The sequence below is a fragment of the Pseudanabaena sp. Chao 1811 genome, assembly GCF_027942295.1.
In the GTDB taxonomy this organism is placed as follows: Bacteria; Cyanobacteriota; Cyanobacteriia; order Pseudanabaenales; family Pseudanabaenaceae; genus Pseudanabaena.
Genome location: NZ_CP101416.1, coordinates 366,579 through 389,032, shown reverse-complemented (window position 1 = coordinate 389,032; position 22,454 = coordinate 366,579). Strand labels below are relative to the sequence as shown.

The following is a 22,454-nucleotide window of genomic DNA, read 5'->3' as shown; positions in this document are numbered from 1 at the left end:
TGAAGTGTGTAAAGTCTGGGATATATACAGAGAGATGATCTAGACACACAATTACCAACACTAAAACTGATGAATATACGCAAAGAATTGCTCGACGAATTGCTGCAAGAATGTAAAACACCACCTGACCTATTCGGAGAAGGAGGCATTCTGAAACAACTGACAACCGCGTTGGTGGAGAGAGCATTGGAAGCAGAACTATCAACCCATCTGGGATACGGTAAGCACGAACCTAGACCAGAAGGACAAACCAACAGTCGCAACGGTTATAGCCAGAAAAAAGTGCAAGGTGACTTTGGCGTAGCCGAAATCGCAGTCCCCCGAGATCGGCAAGGGGAGTTTGAACCGCAGATGGTGAAGAAAGGACAAAGTCGCTTGTCAGGACTAGATGAAAAGATCATTGCTCTCTACGCACGAGGTATGAGTGTCAGGGATATTCAAGCCCAGTTGCAAGAAATGGATGGTGTTGAAGTATCACCAACACTTATTTCCAATGTTACAGATGCAGTAATTGACGAGGTGAAGCAATGGCAAAACCGTCCCCTTGAAGCAGTCTATCCAATCGTCTTTCTGGACTGTCTAGTCATCAAAGTCCGAGACAATGGCAGAGTGATTAACAAATCCTTGTACTTTGCCTTGGGCGTGAATATGGACGGGTACAAGGAATTACTGGGTATGTGGATTTCTCCGAATGAAGGTGCGAAATTCTGGTTGTCAGTACTCACCGAAATTCACAACCGTGGGGTCAAAGATATTTTGATTGCCTGTGTCGATGGCTTGACTGGTTTCCCTAATGCGATTGAGACGGTATTTCCTAAAACTCAGGTGCAGTTATGCATTGTCCACATGGTCAGAAACTCGGTCGCTTTTGTACCTTGGCAACAACGCAAGCAAGTTTGTGCTGACCTCAAGGCTATTTATAGCGCGGCGACGGAATCGGAGGCTGAGTTTAATCTCGAACTCTTTGCTGAAAAGTGGGACAAGCAATATCCATCAATCTCCAAGTCTTGGCGCAGTCATTGGGCAAACATTATCCCCTTCTTTGCTTTCCCGACCGAGATTCGCAGGGCGATTTATACCACCAATGCGATTGAGTCGATGAACAGTAGTTTGCGGAAGGTGATTAAATCCCAACAGATTTTTCCCTCTGATGATGCTGCTTTCAAGCTCGTTTATTTAGCAATGCGGAATATCTCGAAGAAGTGGACGATGCCGATTCGTGATTGGAAACCTGCTCTTAATCGCTTTGCCATCCTCTTCGAGGATCGTCTCCACGTCTAGCTTCTAGACTTTACACATTTTACTTGACAGTCTCATCGTCCCGTTTTTATGCTGGAATTATTATCCTCTAGGGGATTTCATTGTCTCACTAATTAACTCACCAGTGCCTGTTCTGTTAGTTCAAATTCTGGATCAATGATTTTTACTTCTTCATAGGTGAGTTGATAGAGTTTGTAAACTAAGTGATCGCACTTCTTTTCTAATTCGCTCGTATCAGCATTAGGATCGCCTTTTTTAGCAGTGAGAATTTCGTCAACAATTATCGAGATTTCTTCAAAATTGCTTCTACCTTTTGGAAATGGGAATTCTCTGAGATCTTGAAGTAAAATTTTAGGGAAAGTGTCTTTTGAGCTATTACCAGATTTATTTAAGTGAAAGAACCGTGCAAACTTAGAGTTGAGTATAGCAAGCAAAATTTTTAAATCTTGAATATTATTTGATTTACTTTTTATTCCATCAACTGAATTTGAGAAAACATATTCATCAAATATTAGTGTTGCAAAAATATGTCCTTTTGATGTAACCTCTCTAACAACAATTCTGGGATTAGCCTCAAACCATATTGGCTTTCTAGGTGCTGCAATCCAATCTCCATAATTTACAAAGCCACCTTTCCATGATAATCTGTATGGAAAAATTTCACTGCCTCCAATTAAAGGCTTATGTGTAGGAGTGAGACGGCTTTCTGAATGAAAGATTTTTTGTTGTGATTCTTCACCAGTTTGAGGAGGATTTCCCTTACCTTTCTCATAAACTTTTATTCCCCATATTACATCAAAATAATCATTAACTTTTTCGTTGGAATCAATTATTTTTTTGTCAGCGTAAAATCACTTGATTTTGAAAATGAACCAATTGAATATCTTTCATTAGATATAATGTCATCAAATAGAACCTTGTTTAATTCTTCTTTTTTGAGAGAATAAACTTCAAAATAATCTTTATTATTTTTGGGGATGCATTCTAAAATGCAGGTTTCAACTACGGCATCATCAAAGGTATTAACTGGGCAAGTTGTAATGCTATTAACAAATTTATTATCTATTAAATACTTTCTATATTGAGTATCATAAATTGATGCATACCAAGTATTAGGGATAATCAAACATAGAATAAAGTTAGGGTTGCTAATTTTTATTCCTAACTCAGTAAATAAAGTATATGTATCAATTTGATAATTCGATACTTGATAATTTTGCCTAAATAGAGAGTCTTCTTGTTTAGTTAATGTTACTCCATAAGGCGGATTACCAATTACGATACAGCCTATTGAGGGAAAGAGTAGTACAAGATAAGCTAGGATAGCAAAACCCAAAAGAGAGTAAAAAATGGCACCTTACTCACTAGATCTCAGAGAAAAGATCGTAGCAAACTACGAAGCAGGAAATACATCGATTCGGGAAGTAGCGAAGCAATTTCAAGTCGCGACGAAAACAGTGCAAAAACTACTGAATCAATACCGAGAGACAGGAGAACTAAACCACAAACCATTAGGTAGTCCAATCAAAAGTCCCCTCGAAGCGCATCAGGAGAAAATCCTCGAAATTGTCTCAGAGCATCCAGATTGGACACTATGGCAGTACTGTGAAGAAGTAGCAGAACAAACAGGAGTATCAGTGACCACAGGCAGCATGTGCCGATTTTTCCAGAGGCATAACATCACTCTAAAAAAAAGACCTATCGCCATGAAAAGGTAAAAAGTGAGGCAGTACAACAGCAAAGATGTGAATTTTGGGAAGCATTGAATGAAGTGAAAGCTGAAGATCTGATTTGTATTGATGAAACGGGAGTATGGCAGGGGATGGAACGCTCTGTGGCAAGAAGTGAATGTGGCAAAAGAGTATTCAGTCTTCGTCCCTTTTACAAAGGTCAGAAATACACAATAATTGGCGCTATTTCAGTTGATGGGATTGTTTGCCTGAAAACGATTCAGGGTTCTATGAAAGGAGCAGATTTTCTCACCTTTGTCCAAGATGACCTAGTACCTAAATTACGTCCTGAGCATAGGATCATCATGGATAACCTCAACTGCCATAAAGTTGAGGGGGTCGCAAAAGCAATTACAGCGACAGGTGCTAAGATTTTGTACTTACCCACCTATTCTCCTGATTTTAATCCAATTGAGATGATGTGGTCGGTTCTCAAATATTTTATTAGATTGCTTAGACCTCATTCTCAAAAACTACTTCAGCATTTAATCAACGTTTTCCCTTACTTGTTAGAAAAAGATTTCTTCAAAAATTGGTTTACTAAGTGTTGTTACTGTACTACTTAATCCCTCAATGGACTGTATCAAAGCCAACAAAATCGCCACTACAGCCTATTGAGGGAAAGAGTAGTACAAGATAAGCTAGGATAGCAAAACCCAAAAGAGAGTAAAAAATGGCACCTTACTCACTAGATCTCAGAGAAAAGATCGTAGCAAACTACGAAGCAGGAAATACATCGATTCGGGAAGTAGCGAAGCAATTTCAAGTCGCGACGAAAACAGTGCAAAAACTACTGAATCAATACCGAGAGACAGGAGAACTAAACCACAAACCATTAGGTAGTCCAATCAAAAGTCCCCTCGAAGCGCATCAGGAGAAAATCCTCGAAATTGTCTCAGAGCATCCAGATTGGACACTATGGCAGTACTGTGAAGAAGTAGCAGAACAAACAGGAGTATCAGTGACCACAGGCAGCATGTGCCGATTTTTCCAGAGGCATAACATCACTCTAAAAAAAAGACCTATCGCCATGAAAAGGTAAAAAGTGAGGCAGTACAACAGCAAAGATGTGAATTTTGGGAAGCATTGAATGAAGTGAAAGCTGAAGATCTGATTTGTATTGATGAAACGGGAGTATGGCAGGGGATGGAACGCTCTGTGGCAAGAAGTGAATGTGGCAAAAGAGTATTCAGTCTTCGTCCCTTTTACAAAGGTCAGAAATACACAATAATTGGCGCTATTTCAGTTGATGGGATTGTTTGCCTGAAAACGATTCAGGGTTCTATGAAAGGAGCAGATTTTCTCACCTTTGTCCAAGATGACCTAGTACCTAAATTACGTCCTGAGCATAGGATCATCATGGATAACCTCAACTGCCATAAAGTTGAGGGGGTCGCAAAAGCAATTACAGCGACAGGTGCTAAGATTTTGTACTTACCCACCTATTCTCCTGATTTTAATCCAATTGAGATGATGTGGTCGGTTCTCAAATATTTTATTAGATTGCTTAGACCTCATTCTCAAAAACTACTTCAGCATTTAATCAACGTTTTCCCTTACTTGTTAGAAAAAGATTTCTTCAAAAATTGGTTTACTAAGTGTTGTTACTGTACTACTTAATCCCTCAATGGACTGTATCATTCAAAACTTCAGGAAACTCAAACCGCCATTCCAAAGCATTCTCATAGAGCCGACCGCTTTCAATATCCTCAATCTCCGCAGTTAACTTATCAATCTCATTATTTAACTTATTAACCTTCTTTTCTCTATCCTTAACCTCCGCCTTAGTCTCTTCAAATAACAAAGTCTGATTTTCGACACTATAAAGCTCCGCTTGCAACTGTCGTAACTTCACCTTCTTAGGATCACCAGCCAACAAAGTCGAACTAAAACCAGCCTTAATCTTCGCAATCAAATTTTCCATCTCTCGCTTTTGCGCCTTACTTTCCGCACTGCGATAAGTCTGCACCGCATTTCGATACTGTTCAATACTAAACTTCTGCTTCTTCAAAACCTGTTTCACATCCACATCCAACCCAAACCGACTAATCAAAGAATTACCACACTTGATATTAATGTCGATATTTGGCAGGGTTTCCAGATTACCATCTGGTCTATAATAAGCATTCTTCAAAAGCTCAATCCACAACCGCAACCGACAAATCGTCACCGAATTAGGATTAATATCCACCCCAAACAAACAACTCTCAATAATCGTTTGCTTCTCATGAAATAGAGCCTCCTGCACACGCTGTTTCTCAGCATTATTCGGATGATAAGCAAACAACTTCCCTTCATCATCGTAAACCAACAACTTATCATTCCGTACTTCCACTCGATAATCTTTTAGCGACTTACCAGAGCGATCCAATAAAACACGCAATTCACTCTTAATCGCGATCATCTCATTCAAAGCTGAAACCAAGAAATGCCCCGAACCCACCGCAGGATCGCAAATCTTGAGACTATTGATAATTGCATTCGCCTCTTTTTTATCTTCAATCCTCTCATACAAATCATCAAGACTCTGACAATTCCAACCCTTCACCTCATTAAACTTCTGCACCACCGCCCGCCGTATCGTCTCCCGACACATATACATCGTAATAAAGCTCGGCGTATAGAAAGACCCATCCTTATAGCCATTAATCTTCTCAAAAATCAACCCCAACACCGAGGCATTAATCAACTTCTCACTATCTTCCTGCGTATCTTCCAACTCATCGCGATCGAACTTATAAGCATCCAAAAACTCAAACAAATAAGCCAACGCATTCAACTCACCTGATCGCTTATTCCCATTACCATCCTTCAGCACCGTCCCGCTAAAAATTGGCAAATCCCGATCCTTGAGATTGCTAATTACAATCGTTTGCTGCTCCGCCTCTGTTGGCTCAAATAGCGAACTATTCAAATAAGGCACATTCGCAAAAGCCGCCTTAACCTTTGCCTCGCGCCTATCCTGCTCCCTTGCCAACACATCAAAAAACAGACTATCCAGATCATCATAGTTCTGCATCTTTGCCAAATTCAGAAAAGCAAAATCGCGATCGCCTTGATGATATTTAATTAACTGCGCCTCCAATAACTTTAAAAACAAAATCCGATTAATCCAATTAATCGACAACCGCAGCGCCACATTAAAAAGCCTCTCCTCGTAACTCTCCCCAAACTCTTCAGGCTTCTTTAACTGCGAAATCTTATCCAAACTATCCAAACGACTAATCGCATTCTCAATCAAAGAACCATCATGGCGATCGCTTTCCGCCATCCGCCCAATTAACTTCTTGCCCCCTGACTTCGTTTCCGTCAACCCAATGATATACAGCAACTCATTATAAAAAGGCTTATTTAAACTATTGCTGTCATTAGCAAAGGGCAACTTCAACAAATGCTCAGGCGAAAGAATCTTGTAAAGATCAAGCAAATCTAAATTCTCAAGATCGCGCAAATCAAAATGTGTGAATTTAATGCGGTCAATTACCTTAGCGATCGCAGGTTCCGCAATCTGCTTGTAAAAAAAGTCCGTTGTTGTCCCACTCAGCCGCCCCTCTCCAAAATCCTGAAAATTCTTAACTAACTGCTTATCGCTATAAAACAACTCCTCAAAAATCTTCGCATCAAAAATAAACCACTCATAAATATTCGTCACCACCAAATGCTTCACCGCAACATTGCCATGCGTCACCCTCTCCCGCAAAAAATATAAAACCAACTGCTGAAAAGCCTTGCGATTGAGATGATCTACCCTTGGCATTTCCCCACTATTAGTTTTAGTTGGCTTCTTCGTCTCAAAGATCACCCCAACCGTACTTTCCACATCCTTATCATTGTGGATTACTAGATCGCTATTTTCCTTCGTATTAATGAAATAGCGATCGCCATAAAAGCTCTTTTTTAGAAAATCACTCAGTAAATTTTTATTAAACTCTTCATCCTTTTTGTTGTCACAATCTTTAAGCATCCGCCCCAAATTAGCCTTAAATTCCTGAATATTCTCCGCATCAGGCTTAATCTTCAAATACTTACTATTTAATGCTTGCTTGGGTTCGAGCTTATTAAGGATCATCAAACTTTACATTAAGTGAAAATATCGGCTAATCTCATTATGCCTGATTTCGTAGCTAGCGATCACCGCTAACTAAACACCATCTAAACACTGTCTAAACAACGCAATCTTGAAAATGTTTAAAATCTATACTTAAGTAAGCAAGAGAATTCTAAACAAAAAGATATACCTTGTCAGAGTAGAGAAATAGGTTGATGATTTGACTATCACAGCAATTGCTTGATACTTCATCGACTCAAAAGGAAGTAGAAATCTCCATGCTACAAGGATGGATGCAGATAGGAATTACACTGTTGCTGATTGTAGCGATCGCACCGATATTTGGTCGTTACATCGCACGGGTATTTTTAGGGCAAAAGACATTTCTAGACAAAGTTCTGACACCATTTGAGAATTTGATTTTTAGTCTCAGTGGCGTGCAGTCAAAGGTACAGATGACGGGCTGGCAATATGCTCGTGCAATTTTGTATAGTAATTTGGTCATGGCAATTATGCTATTCCTGATGATCATGTTTCAGGGAGCATTACCGCTAAATCCTACAGGTTTGAGCGCTCCTAGTTGGGATACCGCCTTACATACCACGATTTCCTTCATTACCAATACTGACCAGCAGCACTATGCTGGTGAAACCACTCTCAGTTACTTCACCCAGACCTTGGGTTTAGGATTTTTATTCTTTACTTCTGCGGGTACAGGATTAGCGATTGGGATTGCTTTTATTCGTGGTTTAACTGGGCGATCGCTTGGTAATTTCTATGTGGATTTAACGCAGTCGATTACGAGAATCCTGTTACCAATTAGCATTATTGGCGCAATTATATTCATTGCCGCAGGTGTCCCCGAAACCCTATCGGCTCCCGTAGTTGTGCCAACTTTAGAAGATGCAAATATTAGTCAGGCGATCGCGATCGGACCTGTCGCTCATTTCGAGATTATTAAGCAACTGGGCGAAAATGGCGGCGGATTTTTTAGTGCTAATTCTACCCACCCGTTTGAGAATCCCAATGGCTTTACGAATCTGATTCAAATTTTGGCGATGATTTCCATTCCTACGGCACTAATTTTTGCCTATGGCGAAATTGCTCATAACCGTAAGCAAGCTTGGCTCATTTTTGGAATGGTATTTATTCTCTATGTAATTTTTATTGTCGTGGTAGGAATTGGCGAATACCAAGGCAATCCTCTGGTGAATGCGTTACTTGGTTCGCAAAGCCCTAACCTTGAAGGAAAAGAAGTTCGCTTTGGTTGGGCGCAGTCTGCTCTATTTGCTGTGACCACCACAGGAACGATGACAGGTGCAGTAAATTCCATGCACGATTCCCTTATGCCTAGTGGCGGTTTTATCACTCTGTCAAATCTATTCCTGCAAATCATTTGGGGCGGACAGGGAACAGGAACCGCCTATTTATTTGCCTACTTGATTTTGGCGGTATTTGTGACAGGGCTAATGGTCGGTAGAACTCCAGAATTTTTTGGGCGCAAGATTGAGAAAAATGAAGTGGTTTTAACGAGTTTCTTGATTTTGCTAATCCATCCAATTTTTATTCTCATCCCTAGTGCGATCGCCTTAGCATTTCCCGATCAGTTGGCAGGGATTAGCAATTCTGGATTTCACGGACTCTCGCAAGTTGTCTATGAATATGCTTCGGCAGCCGCCAATAATGGTTCTGGTTTTGAAGGCTTAGCTGATACTCAACCCGCAAGCTCTGCTCTATGGTGGAATCTCAGCACTTCCGTCAGTTTGTTAGGCGGGCGTTATATTCCTGCGATCGCCTTATTACTTCTAGCGGATGGCATTTCGCGTAAGCAACCTGTGGCGATGACCACAGGGACATTGAGAACCGATACCGTTCTATTTACTAGCGTTACGGCTGGAGTGATTTTGATTATGGGAGCTTTAACTTTCTTTCCAGTACTAGCGCTTGGTTCTATTGCAGAAAGTTTTCTAATTGCTAGAGGAGGAGGTTGAGATCCCCGACTTTTTCTGCCAAATCAAAGATAACTTGTAAATTCACACAAAAAGTCGGGGATCTGGATAGTCACAAATAATTTCAAATTCTATGAATAATTCTTCAATAAAACCCATGCCTAGCGGCACTCGTGACTCGCGTAAACATACGCCCAAAGCATCAATGGCGGGACTCTACCAACGTGCTATTTGTGATGCTTTTCGGAAACTGAATCCCAAAATTGCAGTACGAAATCCTGTCATGTTTATGGTTTGGGTTGGCACATTAGTTACTTTACTTGTCACCATCGATCCGAATTTCTTTGGTAATGTCCAAGCCGATCCCAATCAACAAAGGCTTCTCAATGGTGCGATTACAATCATTCTCTTCTTTACAGTGGTATTTGCCAACTTTGCCGAGGCGATCGCTGAGGGACGGGGTAAAGCTCAGGCTGATTCCCTACGCACCACGCGATCGGATACGATCGCTCGAAAAGTTCTTCCCGATGGCACGGTTCAACCCACTAGTTCTACGGAATTGCGGCGTGGTGACTTTGTGAAAGTAGCGATCGGTGAGATGATTCCTGCCGATGGAGAAGTGATCGCAGGTTTAGCTTCCGTTGATGAATCCGCCATCACAGGCGAATCGGCTCCCGTTCTCAAGCAACCGGGGACGGATATCGCTAGTTCCGTTACAGGTGGTACTCGCGTAGTTTCCGATGAATTGACGATTCGGATTACTGCCGACCCCGGACAGGGATTTATCGATCGCATGATTGCCCTAGTCGAAGGAGCCGAGCGCACAAAAACGCCTAACGAAATTGCCTTGACCGTACTGCTAACGGTGCTAACACAGGTGTTTCTGATTGTCGTGGCAACGATGACTCCCCTCGCCAATTATGTCAATACGCCCACCACGATCGCAATTTTGGTTTCCCTTTTAGTTGCCCTGATTCCGACGACGATTGGCGGCTTACTCAGTGCGATCGGGATTGCAGGTATGGATCGAGTCGCTCAATTTAATGTGATTGCCACCTCTGGTCGTGCTGTCGAAGCTTGCGGTGATATCAATACCCTCGTTCTCGATAAGACTGGCACAATTACCCTCGGCAATCGCCTCGCCGATGAGTTTATCCCCGTTAATGGTCACAGCCTCGCTGAGGTTGCTACAGTTGCGCTTGCGGCAAGCATCTTTGATGAAACCCCTGAAGGACGCTCGATTGTGCAATTAGCCGAACAATCAGGAGCCGTGCTGAATTTCGATCGCAACCAAGCTAAAGGCATTGATTTCTCCGCCCGTACCCGCATGAGTGGCACAGATTTACCCGATAATATCGAAGTTCGCAAGGGAGCCGTAGATGCAATTCGAGGCTTTGTGCGATCGCGTGCTGGACATGTTCCAGAGGAATTTGAATCTGCCTATGAGAAAGTCTCCAAACTAGGCGGCACTCCCTTGGGCTTATGTCAGGGCGGCGACCTCTACGGAGTCATTTATCTCAAAGATATTGTCAAACCCGGATTGCGCGAACGTTTCGATCAACTGCGACGGATGGGTGTCCGCACGATCATGCTCACAGGCGATAACCAGATTACTGCTTCCGTAATTGCTCAAGAGGCAGGGGTCGATGACTTCATCGCTGAAGCAACTCCCGAAGATAAAATCGAAGTCATTCGTAGCGAACAGGCTCAGGGCAAACTAGTAGCGATGACAGGGGATGGCACAAATGACGCTCCTGCCTTGGCTCAGGCAAATGTGGGCGTAGCGATGAACTCAGGGACACAAGCCGCCAAGGAAGCTGCAAATATGGTGGATTTGGATAGCGATCCGACTAAGCTAATTGATCTCGTGGCGATCGGGAAGCAACTGCTGATTACCCGTGGTGCATTGACCACTTTTTCGATCGCCAATGACATCGCCAAATACTTCGCGATTATCCCCACGATCTTCGCCGCCGCAGGAATTGGCGCATTAAATATCATGGGTCTCAAGAGTCCCCAATCGGCAATTCTCTCAGCATTAATCTACAACGCTTTGATTATTCCTGCCCTAATTCCTCTAGCGCTCAAAGGTGTCAAATTTCGACCTCTCACTGCCGATCAACTCCTCCAGCGCAATATTCTCCTCTACGGACTGGGAGGAGTAATCGCTCCATTTATTGCCATCAAGTTTATCGATATTCTTCTCCCAATCACTTGAACACCGATTAAATGGATTGTTTGATGTCACTGATTTTGATGCTATTTCAGCTAACAGTCAAATCTAAAAATCTGTGTAATCCCTTAATCTGTCTAATCTGTGATTCTGACTTTTAATTTATTTCTAACCCACTATGAACAACTTTCTTGCCGATCTATGGCAACTCGCAACTCAAAAGAAATATCCTAAATATATCTTCTTTGCCCTCTGCCTCAACCTCATCGTTGCCCCCGCAGTCTATGCCGCCAATGCTGAAAGCTTCACCAAATTCCAAGCCTACGCTCTAGGACTTTTAGGAATTGCCACCTTTGCATTCTCTATCTATCTCTTTGTCGTGATGTTTCAACCTGAGAAGTTTTAAATTAATTACGAATTACGAATTACGAATTACCCAAAATCTATGAATGAAATTATTAAGGCTATTCGTGCCACTCTTGTTCTTTGGATACTCGTCGCTGTGATTTATCCTTTTGGAATATTAGCGATCGCCAAATTACCATTTCTCTCAAATCAAGCCAATGGTAGCCTCATCCTTAATGCTCAAGGACAAATAGTTGGTTCTGCACTGATTGGACAACCATTTACCAGTGACAAATATTTCAATAGTCGCCCTAGTACCACCAACTACAGCACCGCTAATCCTCAAAAAGATGATGCTGGTATTCTAAAAACTGGAGTTTCAGGCGCGAGTAATTTAGCACCTAGCAATCCCGATCTGCTAAATCGCATTAAAGGTAAGTCTGACCCCGATCCTAGTAAGGCGATCGCGGGAGATATCACCAGACTTCAAACAGCAGGTATTAAACCCACCGCAGATTTGATTTATACCTCTGGTTCTAGCCTCGATCCTCACATTACCCCTGAAGCCGCTAAAGCTCAAATCCAAAAAGTAGCTCTAGCTCGCAAAGTTGAACCTAGTAAGCTAGAAACATTAATTCAACAAAATACTGATCGCCGTTTTCTCGGTATCTTTGGCGAAGATGGCGTGAATGTGTTAAAGCTTAACTTAGCTTTAGATAGTTTATGATTTCGCTAAACTAGATTCACATAAATTTAAAATATGCCATACAACAATTACAAAAAAATTGATGAAGTACTAGGCGAATTTGCAGTTACCTATGCTGAACAAAACTTTATCCAAATAGCTGAAGTAGAAGTACCGAAATACTTTGAATCTGAAATTGAATTGACACTGAAAGAAGGAGTCTATAAAAACTCAGAATACGCTCTTTGTGAAACCTTAATCTATCCTACACTTCGAGAAGTATGGAAACTTTATAAAAATGAGCTACTACTCTGGAGTCATCAACCCCTGAATTATGATGAAAATCTATGTGGTATCCCTGACTACATGGTGGCAAAGCGATCGCCTATGGGTAAAATCTTTCTCGAAAAGCCATTTTTGATTATCGTAGAAGCAAAAAAAGATAACTTTGAGGAAGGCTGGGCGCAATGTATCGCGGAGATGATTGCTGCTCAAAAGATTAATTATCAAGCAAATCAAAATTCAACGACTATATTTGGGATTGTATCTAATGGTGTAATTTGGGAATTTGCCATGCTTAGAGAAAAGCATGGTGTAAATCACTTTACGAAAGAGATTACGATTTATACAATTCAAAATTTGAAGTTACTATTTGCGGCGATCGCCTTTATGTTTGAGCAATCTAAATTAGAATTAGCATCTGTCTGAGGATCATGATTAAAGCTCATCGACGAGGCAAGCATAAAATATTTATCGGTATGAGTCCAGGAGTCGGTAAAACCTATCGGATGCTAGAGGAAGGACATCGACTACGTGCTGAAGGAATTGATGTGGTCATTGGACTATTGGAAACCCATAACCGTATTGAAACCGCAGAAAAGGCAAGAGGTTTAGAAATAGTTCCCCGTCAACAGATTACTTGTAATTCTGTGACTCTTGCGGAAATGGATACGGAGGCAATTCTCGAACGTCAGCCACAGCTAGTACTCGTGGATGAATTGGCTCATACGAATGTGCCAAATTCTGAACGAGAAAAGCGTTATCAGGATGTAGAAATACTTCTAGAAGCAGGGATTGATGTTTATTCCACTGTAAATATTCAACATATCGAGAGCCTAAATGACACAGTGGCGAAGATTACAGGCATAATCGTACGGGAGCGTATTCCTGATCGCATTTTAGAAGCTGCCGATGAAGTCGTTGTCGTTGATGTTACCCCTGAGACCCTCCAAGAACGACTACGCGAAGGCAAAATCTATGCGCCTGAAAAAATCGATCAATCTCTGAATAATTTTTTTCAGCGTCGTCATTTGATTGCTTTACGAGAGCTAGCGTTGCGGGAAATTGCCGATAATATCGAAGACGATCTGGAAGCTCATGATCAGTCATTGTCCTCTACAAACCCTGTTTGTAATATTCACGAACGAGTTTTAGTTTGTGTTTCCACCTATCCTAATTCACTGCAATTATTGCGAAGAGGAGCAAGGATTGCCAACTATATGCACGCTCAGTTATATGTGCTATTCGTTGACGATCCCGATCGCTTTTTGACTAAGGCTGAAAGCTTACATATTGAGACCTGTGAGCGTCTATGTAAGGAATTTGAGGGGACTTTTATCCGTGTGCGTGATAGTAATGCCTTGAAAGCGATCGTCGATACGGCAAAAAGCTATCGAGTCACGCAGATTGTCATGGGCGAGAGTCAAAAATCTCGTTGGCAAATTTTATTTAAGGGGTCTCTCACCCAACGGATTTTAAGGCTTCTCAAAAATGTTGATATTCACATCATTTCCACAGGTAAGACCTCAGATATTTAGATAGAATGCACGACATTCATTCTATCTATGGAACAGAAATCCGTCTCTTACGATTACGAAGGAACGATTTGCGAAGTTCCTCTGCACCTAGCAAAATCGGAGGACAGATTAGTAAGAGTGACCATTGCCAAATAGTCAAGGGCGCAGTTGCAAAGATCTGGCGTAGGGGCGAAAATTCAATGATTGAGATAATCAAGATCCACTCTGTCGCGATTCCTAACCAGATGAAAGGATTGGAGAAGAAACCGATGCGAAAAATCGAAGTTTGCTCGGAACGACAGGCAAAGACATTGCCATCTTGACAAGCCACGATGATCGCCAAGGTCATCGTTGTTGCTTGAGCATAAATGAAACTAATTTCTGGGTTAGTAGTATGGGAAAGAATGGCAGGTGCGATCGCTTGCAAGGAGTTGAAGTCATAGCCATAGCTATGCCATACCCAGAAGAATCCGAACATCCCTAAGGCTGCCTCGATGAGTCCTAAGAAACAGTAAGCACGTAATAACAAAGAGCGATCGAGCAATGGTTTTGATTTGGCGCGGGGTGGTAACTGCATCGTTCCTAATTCTGCGCGTTCGGTTCCTAAGGCGAGAGCAGGCAAAATATCCGTTCCTAAATCAACGATCAGAATCTGCATAATGATCAAAGCAGGAGGGATTTTGAAGATCACCATCGCTAGAAATGGCACTAGTTCCGCGACATTGGATGCCAAGATGTAGGTCATAAACTTACGAATATTTTGATATACAGATCGCCCCTGCTCGATCGCCACCACAATCGTCGCGAAGTTGTCATCGGTCAGCACAATATCGGCGGCCTCGCGCGCCACATCCGTGCCATTCTGCCCCATTGCCACGCCAATATTCGCCGCCCGTAACGCAGGCGCATCATTTACCCCATCACCTGTAACTGCCACGATTTCGCCAATATCTTTATAGGCTTGTACCAAACGCAATTTATGCTCAGGGGACATCCGCGCAAACACCAGTCCATGCCGATATTTCACAACTTGCCGTAGTTGTGCGTCGGAGAGATGCCCCATACCTTCGCCTGTGACGACCCGCACGCGATCGCCAACTAGTCCAATTTGATGGGCGATCGCCTCAGCAGTAAGTCCGTAATCTCCCGTTACCATCGTGACTTTGATCCCTGCTTGATGACATTGGGCGATCGCTTTGGGTACTTCATCGCGAGGTGGATCAAACATGGCAACTAAACCGATGAAGATCAGATTTTGCTCTAGATCCTGAGCCTTAAGATCGATCAGTTCCTGTCCACCCCGTCTCGCCGCCAGCCCTAATACCCGAAAACCTTGCTTAGCCAAATCATCATTTGCCGTGACCACTTCCTGCCAATAGTCATGGGTCAATTCCTGCTGCTCACCATCACGCAAAATCCAATGACAATGTTTAAGAACTTCTAAGGGTGCGCCCTTGGTAAAGGCAAGATTGGGAAGTTCATCCTTCCATAATGCTGATGATTGCCAATTTAAAATGACGGTCATCATGAGGCGACGCGAATCAAAGGGAATTTCCCGTAGACGAGGAAACTGCTTTTGTAATTCTTCTAAATTTAATTCTGCTTTCGCTGCTGCGACTAAGAGAGCCGCTTCTGTAGGATCACCAATTTCTTGCCAGCGACTGGGGGCATTGAGATGAACTAAACGGGCATTAGAACAAAGTGCAGAACCAATGAGCAGAATTTTGGCTTTCCATACAATTTCGGAATCTGAGGGAAGGTTAACTTTCCCACTGGTGGGATCGTAACCTGCGCCTGTGACCTCAATTAGTCGGTTTTGATTAGCAATAGTATGATCAGCAGGATTAGCATCGACATCGGGTTGCGTTGGTAACCATAGATAACGCACCGTCATTTCATTTTTGGTCAATGTGCCTGTTTTATCAGTGCAAATGACCGTAGTAGCGCTCAGAGATTCCACTGCCGACAGTCTTCTCACCAAAGCATTCTTTCTTGCCATGCGGCGGACACCGATCGCTAAAGACAAGGTGACAGTTGGTAATAATCCCTCTGGCACTAGAGCCACAATAATACCGATCGCGAAAATAAAGCTTTCTTTGACTTCTATGCCAACGAGAAAGTATGCCAATAAAAAGATCAGTACACCCATACTGACTGCGATCGCGGTAATGATTCGCACGATCCGCGCCACTTGTACTTCTAGGGTGCTGGGATCGCGCTTCACCACAGTAGTTAAATGCGCCACCTGTCCAAACTCAGTTTCTGCACCCGTCGAATAAACCACGGCTACGGCTCGACCAGCCGCCACAGTGGAGCCTGCTAAAACAAGGTTGGCAATTTCTGAGGGATTAACCTTTTCCTGTAATGGCTGTTCCCCTTGGCGAAGCATCGTCTTGCCACCACGCACTGAAACAGCTTCCCGTAACCGCACAGGGTAAGCATTGCGAGCTACGGGAAGAGATTCCCCCGTCATCACTGACACATCGAGATATAGACTTTCTGCGGAAATTAAACGAGCATCTGCGGAAATGCGATCGCCTTCTTCCAATTGCATGACATCGCCACGTACCAGTTCTCGCGCAGGAATCTGCTTGAGTTCGCCATTGCGATAAACCTTGACCTGCATCGGTAATACTTTTTTTAACGCAGATAAGGCTTTCTCCGCTTGGAACTCTTGCCAAAAGCTAAAAATTCCATTAATCCAGATGACTGCCCAAATTGCCCAACCCAGTTCAGGAGTCCGTGAAATAAAAGCTAAAATTCCTGCAACCCATAGCAACAAAGCCATGAAGTGGGTCAATTGATCCAAAAATCTGAGCCACAATGGGCGCTGTACAGGTTCAGGTAATTCATTAGCGCCAAATTGCTCTAATCTTTTTCTAGCTTCGTCCTGTGATAGCCCATTGGCACTAGTTTTGAGAGATTCATAGACTTCTTCAAAGGACAATACCCAGATTGGCTGGTGAAGTGATGCCACGCTCGTTTACTCCTCAAGTTAAAACTCGCTAGTTGATGAAAGCTGAATTAACTCTGGCTTGATCTTTAAAATATCTTGAGTTTTAACTTAGCATTAGATGCCCGATGGAAATCTTAAAGCAACTAAAAGAAATAGGACTTACGCAAAATAACCAAGAACTCAAGTTCTTGGCTAAAAGCTTTAGTCAGCTAAAGCAGACTAAAGAACTCCTATGATCAATCCATTTCAAAGGATTTAAGCTTTCAGTCCGTAATTTATTACAGGGCTATTGCTATATGAACAAATTGGTAGTTGCAAATGAGAAGGATATTCTGCACCATAAAAAATTTGCTGCGTTGCTTCTACCAAGTCACTAATAGTCGCCTCAGAAGGCGATTTCTGTGTATTAGAATGTCGTTCAATGAGCGGAAAAGCAGAACTAGCAATTGCCACACCAATTCGATGTCCTTGGGCAAAATCCTGACAGGTCGGACGCAAGTTAATCTGATATTCATGCACTACATCAGGTTCAACCCATTCAATCTCAGTCCATGAATTACGGAGCTTGGCTCGTAAAACACCCATTGAAACGAGCATTTGCTTACCATCGGGATAAATATCTAAAAGCTTAATTACCCAATCGGTATCGATCGCTGTGGTTGCCGCATAGAGAATAAACTTAGGAATACCTGCGATCGCTAAGTCCTGCTCTAATTCTTCACTTTGATAAACCAATACATCCCATCTCTGATGTACTTGGCGCTGATCGTAGAATCCGTAAGCTGTGGCAGGATTGGGATTGCGGGGATCGTAGACGTAGATATCGGGTAATGGGTGATTGGTGATTGGTGATTGGGGGGTTAATTTTTTGTTTGATGAGAGATAGAGATTTTTGATACTTGGAGATTCAGGGAATTCTGGGAGGTCGAGCCAGTGATTTTTTCCCATGAGGAAAAGCTGAACAGGGGCGCGATCGCAGATCCCATTGTCAATACCTTTAAGCCAAAAATCAAACCAATCAACCTGTAACTTATCAATTTGCGAAACTGCGGCTTCACCAAAGTCAATTTCGCCGACTTTGGGCAACCAAGGGAGATGCTGCCAAGGTCCAATCACTAAATGCTGAGGTTTTTGGGTTGCAGCTTGGGCTTGGTGATAGGTATTAATCGTTGCTTCGATGAAAATATCTGCCCATCCTGCAATATGTAGGGCTGGTAAATCAAAGCGATCGAAATAACTAAGAGGATTCAGCTTTTGCCAATAGTCATCATCTGCTTTTTGATTACCAATCCAATCGAAAAAGAAAGCACCAAAATCTCCAAATTCGGCATTTTTAAATAGTTCTATTTCACTTAATGGCGCAGACTCTAGCCATTTGCTCGATTGCTTTTGCGCCTCAAAAAGTTTAGTTGCTTGAGGTTCTTGTTTGAGATACCATGCGCGATTTTGAGCTAATTGCAAAGCCCAATTCAAATCAAAATCTAGGCAAACTGCACCACCAAAATAAAACCAGCCATGATATAGATCTGCCGTTGCCATACTTGGGCAGATGGTAACTAGTCCTTCGGGTTGCTGTACTGCTGCCTGAAATTGGGTCACACCTTGATAAGAGAACCCATACATCCCCACCTTACCATTACTGCCTTCTAGTTCCTTGGCACACCATTCCACAGTGTCAAATCCATCATCATATTCATGGCGAAATGGATAGAACTCTCCCTCAGCATTACCACAGCCTCGCACATCTTGGATGACCACAATATAGCCTTGGCTAGCATACCAACTAGGATGAGCATAGGTGCAGGTGGAGGCGATCGCTCTTCCATAGGGTAAGCGCATCAATAGTACTGGTAACGGTGTATCAACACCTTTGGGGCGATAAATATCAGCCGTTAAGTTAATGCGATCGCGCATGGGGATTTGCACCTGACGCTGCACATTAACTTGAGAATGGAAGGAGGTTAGTTTAGGAGGCATGGAAATCTAGTCCTGTTGCCAATCGGGAAAGATTTTTCTGATTTCAATGAGGAGGTCATCAAGTTCTTCTAGAGCTTGGATGACATCGATACTCAGGCTACCCAAATTATCCTTGAGGGATAGTTGGACTAATAATTCACGTTTGCTAGCGATCGCTACAAATCTTTCTTTTAAGGTTTCAGGAGTTGACATAGTAAAGACTTTTATAAATTAAGAACTAGGAATTATTGGTAGTCCTAAAAAGGAAAGGATTTATTGTGGTAAGGATGGGCGGCGCGAAGCGCCGCCCATCCTTACCTATTTAGCACTACCGAATTATTTTGGATAGAGATTGATACAATCAATGTAAAGTACCGAATACCATAATACTTTAGATATAAAAAAATTTTCGTGGCACGGCTTCGCCGTGCCACGAAAATTTTTTTATATCTATCTGATATATCGAGCCTCAAGGGGAGGTCGATCGCGTTTTTCACGATTAGGTTTAGCCGATTTTAAATTTTTGCGATCGCCATAGGGGACAGTATCAGGATCATCATCTTCCTCCTCCTCTTCGTAAAACTCCTCCTCTTCTTCCTCTAGATCTTCTTCTTCATACTCATCTTCTTCAAAATCTTCCTCATCCTCTTCTTGAGAATAGCGCTCTGCTTGGTAGCTACTAGGAGGATTACTAGGTTTGACCTGCTCCTTTTTTCCCTCTGTCCCGTAGCCAGCTGCAACCACTGCTCGACGGATCGCGAGATTCTGTTGCCAAGAAGCGATCACATTAAACACCAAAGCAATCAGCCCACCAGTCACAAAGGCAATTAACATTGCTCCACTCAGAGGAATTGGCAAAGTCTTTTGACCTAAAAAGAAAACCTGTACCAGAGGTTGCAGATTCTGGATAAATACCGCCGCAAAAATGGTGATCACAATCCCCAAAATCACAAGCTGGACAATCGGTAGCGCTCCTGAAGAATTTTTTCTAGCAGTATTTGGCGTTGGTGATTGCTTACCAAAGGGCGATCGCGTCATAGTTATTGCTCTCCTTCAAAAATTTCAGTCTTTCTACCTTGCCAACGCTGGATTAAATTTGTATCAATATCCAATTGATCAAGCGCTCTGGCAATGACAAAATCTACCAAATCCTCGATGGTTTGGGGTTTATGATACCAAGCAGGAATCGCTGGGACGATCCTTGCCCCTGCCTCCGCTAGGGTTGTGAGATTTCGTAAATGAATCAGACTTAAGGGGGTTTCACGGGGAACGATCACCAAACGACGACCTTCTTTGAGGTGGACATCGGCAGCTCGCTCTAACAAATCTGAACTTAAACCGTGAGCAATTTTGGCTACCGTTGCCATGCTGCAAGGGATAACCAACATACCCAATGTCCGAAATGAACCACTGGCGATCGTTGCCCCCACATCTGCCCATTGATGACAAACTAATTTGCCATCCACGGTTTCACTTTGATCTCGCCAAAACTGTTCCTGCGATCGCAAATTACTGGGCATGGCAATGTTATTTTCCGATTGCCAAACCATCATCGCGGCTTTAGAAGCCACCAGATCGACGTGGTAATGATTACTTAGCAAAAATTTGAGCGATCGCACGGCATAAATCATGCCTGATGCTCCAGATACTCCTAACACGATAGCCCGTTGATTTTGCATTCAATAATCTAGATTAAGCATATTAGCTCAATCATATCGCTGTTTGTTAAGCTAAAGGTATAGCAGTGGTTTAGAGCTGGGTAGGTGACTATGTTAGTTGGCAAAACATTAAGGAATCGCTACAAAATTTTGCAAGTGCTAGGAAGTGGTGGTTTTGGAGATACTTACTTAGCTGAAGACATAGACTTACCAGGCTATCCCAAATGTGTAGTAAAACAGCTTAAGCCTAAAGATACGAGTCCACAGGTTTTGCCAATCGCTAAAAGTTTATTTGAACGCGAGGCTGAATACCTTTATAAATTAGGTAATTCCCATTCCCAAATCCCTACGCTATTTGCTCACTTTGAAGAAAATGGAGAGTTCTTTTTAGTCCAAGAATTTGTGGATGGATATAGCTTAGCCGCCGAGATTCCCATCGGTCGCAAACTCTCAGAAAGTGCCACAATTACTCTACTGCTAGAGATTCTAGAAGTTCTCGCCTTTGTCCATCAAAATAATGTTATCCATCGGGATATTAAACTCGCTAACCTGATGCGTCGTCGTCAAGATGGCAAAATTGTGCTGATTGATTTTGGTGCTGTTAAGGATGTTGGTGTATTAGGTACTGATTCCCAAGGAAATACCAATGTCACCGTTAGTATTGGCTCCCCAGGCTATATGCCTAGCGAACAGGCAAGGGGTAAACCTCGTTTGAGTAGTGATGTTTATGCTGTAGGCATGATTGGCATTCAGGCACTCACAGGTATAGCCCCCGATAGCTTGCAGGAAGATGCCAATACTGGTGAAATTTTGTGGCGAGATCGCGCTGAAGTTAGCCATGAATTTGCCGAAATATTGCAAAAAATGGTGTTCTATCATTTTAGTCAGCGCTATGAATCGGCGATTGAGGCTTTACACGCCATACAATCCCTATCTGCTACCAATATTAATTTTATTCCTGCGAATATTCCTACGGTGAATATCGCCCCAACCGAAGCAATTACGCATTCACCCTATCCAGACTCAGGCTCTAATGTGCCACCTGCTTCCAATCCGACTGTGCCTGTCCCTGCGCCCACGACTCCCCAGCCGTCGCATACGGCTCCCCATGCCACGATTTCTGCTCCTAGCCATTCCTTAAGTAACTTTCGCCCAATTCTGTGGATTGCTTTGATTGCCTTGACCTCAGTATTTGCGGCGATCGCCACAGCGATGATCTTGCCAAAGCTAACTAATCGTCAGGCGGACAATAGCTCCAACAATAATTCCAACAACAATTCTAAGAGCGATATATCAACCACTCCCTCTGTCTCAAGTTCTCCTAGCGCTTCTCCCATTGTTTCCGCAAGTCCCTCTCCTACAGAATCACCGACAGCTTCCCCTAGTCCCGAAACAACTCAGCCTGTGGCAACCCCAACAGCTATTCCCAGTCCAACTCCTAGCATTACACCAACACCTTCGCCAACTAATCCACTGAGTCGAACCGACAGTTATGGGGCGATCGCGCGATCGCCTTCAACACAAGATAAGGGATACTCTTGGAATTTCACTACCCAAAAAGCTGCCGAAGCTAGAGCTTTAAGTGAATGTGAAAGTCTCTCTAGCCCTGGAGATTGTCAAGTATTGATCTGGTCAAGAAATGCTTGTATGTCCCTTGCCGAAGGTTCTAATGGAGCAGCAGGCTCAGGCTGGGCTGTCAGTTCGATTACTGCCGAAAATACAGCTAAAAAAGTTTGCCGCGATTATCAAGGGATTAATTGTAAAGTCACCCGTACAATTTGCTTACCAGTTCGTTCATAGCCAGAAATCTTAAAATTGGTACTTTGTCGTCCAGAGAAATTTTTGAAAGCGCGGCGAAGCCGCGCTTTCAAAAATTTCTCTGGGTTTCAAGTCAGCGC

At 42.8% G+C, this 22,454-nt stretch carries 17 protein-coding genes and 3 pseudogenes; 12 read left to right on the top strand and 8 right to left on the bottom strand.

The window, feature by feature from the left end; all coding sequences use genetic code 11:
- Window positions 1-69 precede the first annotated feature (69 nt).
- Complete coding sequence (locus tag NMG48_RS01750) at window positions 70-1,281, top strand: IS256 family transposase (protein ID WP_271253735.1); 1,212 nt, start codon at window positions 70-72, stop codon at window positions 1,279-1,281.
- A gap of 92 nt (window positions 1,282-1,373) precedes the next feature.
- Here the strand turns inward: NMG48_RS01750 and NMG48_RS01745 are convergent, their stop codons facing one another.
- Complete coding sequence (locus tag NMG48_RS01745; protein ID WP_271255225.1) at window positions 1,374-1,919, bottom strand: TaqI-like C-terminal specificity domain-containing protein; 546 nt, start codon at window positions 1,917-1,919, stop codon at window positions 1,374-1,376.
- A 170-nt stretch (window positions 1,920-2,089) separates the two neighbouring features.
- The gene (locus NMG48_RS01740; RefSeq protein WP_271253734.1) at window positions 2,090-2,596 is read right to left on the bottom strand and encodes an Eco57I restriction-modification methylase domain-containing protein; all 507 of its coding nucleotides are present in this window, start codon (window positions 2,594-2,596) and stop codon (window positions 2,090-2,092) included.
- A gap of 13 nt (window positions 2,597-2,609) precedes the next feature.
- Here NMG48_RS01740 and NMG48_RS01735 point away from each other — a divergent pair, with 13 nt between their 5' ends.
- The 4 genes and pseudogenes from NMG48_RS01735 to NMG48_RS01720 all read left to right on the top strand — a co-directional run.
- Complete coding sequence (locus NMG48_RS01735) at window positions 2,610-2,978, top strand: helix-turn-helix domain-containing protein (protein WP_271251623.1); 369 nt, start codon at window positions 2,610-2,612, stop codon at window positions 2,976-2,978.
- Between the two features lie 29 nt (window positions 2,979-3,007).
- Window positions 3,008-3,556: pseudogene (locus NMG48_RS01730) on the top strand (transposase); the annotation flags it as partial.
- Window positions 3,557-3,663: 107 nt separating this feature from the next.
- Window positions 3,664-4,032 (top strand): helix-turn-helix domain-containing protein, encoded by a 369-nt coding sequence (locus NMG48_RS01725; protein ID WP_271251623.1) that lies wholly within the window; start codon window positions 3,664-3,666, stop codon window positions 4,030-4,032.
- 29 nt (window positions 4,033-4,061) lie between these two features.
- Window positions 4,062-4,610 (top strand): annotated as a pseudogene (locus NMG48_RS01720) (transposase); the annotation flags it as partial.
- 16 nt (window positions 4,611-4,626) lie between these two features.
- Here the strand turns inward: NMG48_RS01720 and NMG48_RS01715 are convergent.
- Window positions 4,627-7,059, bottom strand: a pseudogene (locus NMG48_RS01715) (type IIG restriction enzyme/methyltransferase); the annotation flags it as partial.
- A gap of 257 nt (window positions 7,060-7,316) precedes the next feature.
- On the opposite strand from NMG48_RS01715, the gene kdpA reads away from it, so the two are divergent.
- The 6 genes from kdpA to NMG48_RS01685 all read left to right on the top strand — a co-directional run bounded on the left by kdpA (window position 7,317) and on the right by NMG48_RS01685 (window position 14,007).
- Window positions 7,317-9,029 carry a potassium-transporting ATPase subunit KdpA gene (kdpA, locus tag NMG48_RS01710; RefSeq protein ID WP_345961236.1) on the top strand — a complete coding sequence of 571 codons (1,713 nt, stop codon included), beginning with the start codon at window positions 7,317-7,319 and terminating at the stop codon, window positions 9,027-9,029.
- 115 nt (window positions 9,030-9,144) lie between these two features.
- On the top strand, window positions 9,145-11,205 hold the full coding sequence (kdpB, locus tag NMG48_RS01705) for a potassium-transporting ATPase subunit KdpB (RefSeq protein ID WP_345961221.1): 2,061 nt from the start codon (window positions 9,145-9,147) through the stop codon (window positions 11,203-11,205).
- Window positions 11,206-11,338: 133 nt separating this feature from the next.
- A complete protein-coding gene (locus NMG48_RS01700) occupies window positions 11,339-11,566 on the top strand; it encodes a potassium-transporting ATPase subunit F (protein WP_271253730.1) in 228 nt (75 codons plus the stop codon).
- A gap of 39 nt (window positions 11,567-11,605) precedes the next feature.
- Complete coding sequence (kdpC, locus tag NMG48_RS01695) at window positions 11,606-12,232, top strand: K(+)-transporting ATPase subunit C (RefSeq protein ID WP_271253729.1); 627 nt, start codon at window positions 11,606-11,608, stop codon at window positions 12,230-12,232.
- Window positions 12,233-12,265: 33 nt separating this feature from the next.
- Window positions 12,266-12,898 carry a hypothetical protein gene (locus tag NMG48_RS01690; protein WP_271253728.1) on the top strand — a complete coding sequence of 211 codons (633 nt, stop codon included), beginning with the start codon at window positions 12,266-12,268 and terminating at the stop codon, window positions 12,896-12,898.
- A 5-nt stretch (window positions 12,899-12,903) separates the two neighbouring features.
- On the top strand, window positions 12,904-14,007 hold the full coding sequence (locus NMG48_RS01685) for a universal stress protein (RefSeq protein ID WP_271253727.1): 1,104 nt from the start codon (window positions 12,904-12,906) through the stop codon (window positions 14,005-14,007).
- A gap of 25 nt (window positions 14,008-14,032) precedes the next feature.
- On the opposite strand, the gene NMG48_RS01680 is transcribed toward NMG48_RS01685, so the two are convergent.
- From NMG48_RS01680 to NMG48_RS01660, 5 genes are all read right to left on the bottom strand, one after another.
- Window positions 14,033-16,963 carry a cation-translocating P-type ATPase gene (locus NMG48_RS01680; RefSeq protein ID WP_271253726.1) on the bottom strand — a complete coding sequence of 977 codons (2,931 nt, stop codon included), beginning with the start codon at window positions 16,961-16,963 and terminating at the stop codon, window positions 14,033-14,035.
- A 234-nt stretch (window positions 16,964-17,197) separates the two neighbouring features.
- Window positions 17,198-18,919: a CocE/NonD family hydrolase gene (locus tag NMG48_RS01675; RefSeq protein ID WP_271253725.1), complete on the bottom strand. Its 1,722-nt coding sequence runs from the start codon at window positions 18,917-18,919 to the stop codon at window positions 17,198-17,200.
- A gap of 6 nt (window positions 18,920-18,925) precedes the next feature.
- Window positions 18,926-19,111 (bottom strand): hypothetical protein, encoded by a 186-nt coding sequence (locus NMG48_RS01670; RefSeq protein WP_271253724.1) that lies wholly within the window; start codon window positions 19,109-19,111, stop codon window positions 18,926-18,928.
- Window positions 19,112-19,348: 237 nt separating this feature from the next.
- Complete coding sequence (locus NMG48_RS01665) at window positions 19,349-19,936, bottom strand: LapA family protein (RefSeq protein WP_271253723.1); 588 nt, start codon at window positions 19,934-19,936, stop codon at window positions 19,349-19,351.
- 2 nt (window positions 19,937-19,938) lie between these two features.
- Window positions 19,939-20,577 (bottom strand): flavin prenyltransferase UbiX, encoded by a 639-nt coding sequence (locus NMG48_RS01660; RefSeq protein WP_271253722.1) that lies wholly within the window; start codon window positions 20,575-20,577, stop codon window positions 19,939-19,941.
- Between the two features lie 90 nt (window positions 20,578-20,667).
- On the opposite strand from NMG48_RS01660, the gene NMG48_RS01655 reads away from it, so the two are divergent.
- Window positions 20,668-22,356, top strand: a complete 1,689-nt coding sequence (locus NMG48_RS01655) for a protein kinase domain-containing protein (RefSeq protein WP_271253721.1) — start codon at window positions 20,668-20,670, stop codon at window positions 22,354-22,356.
- The last annotated feature ends 98 nt before the right edge of the window (window positions 22,357-22,454 follow it).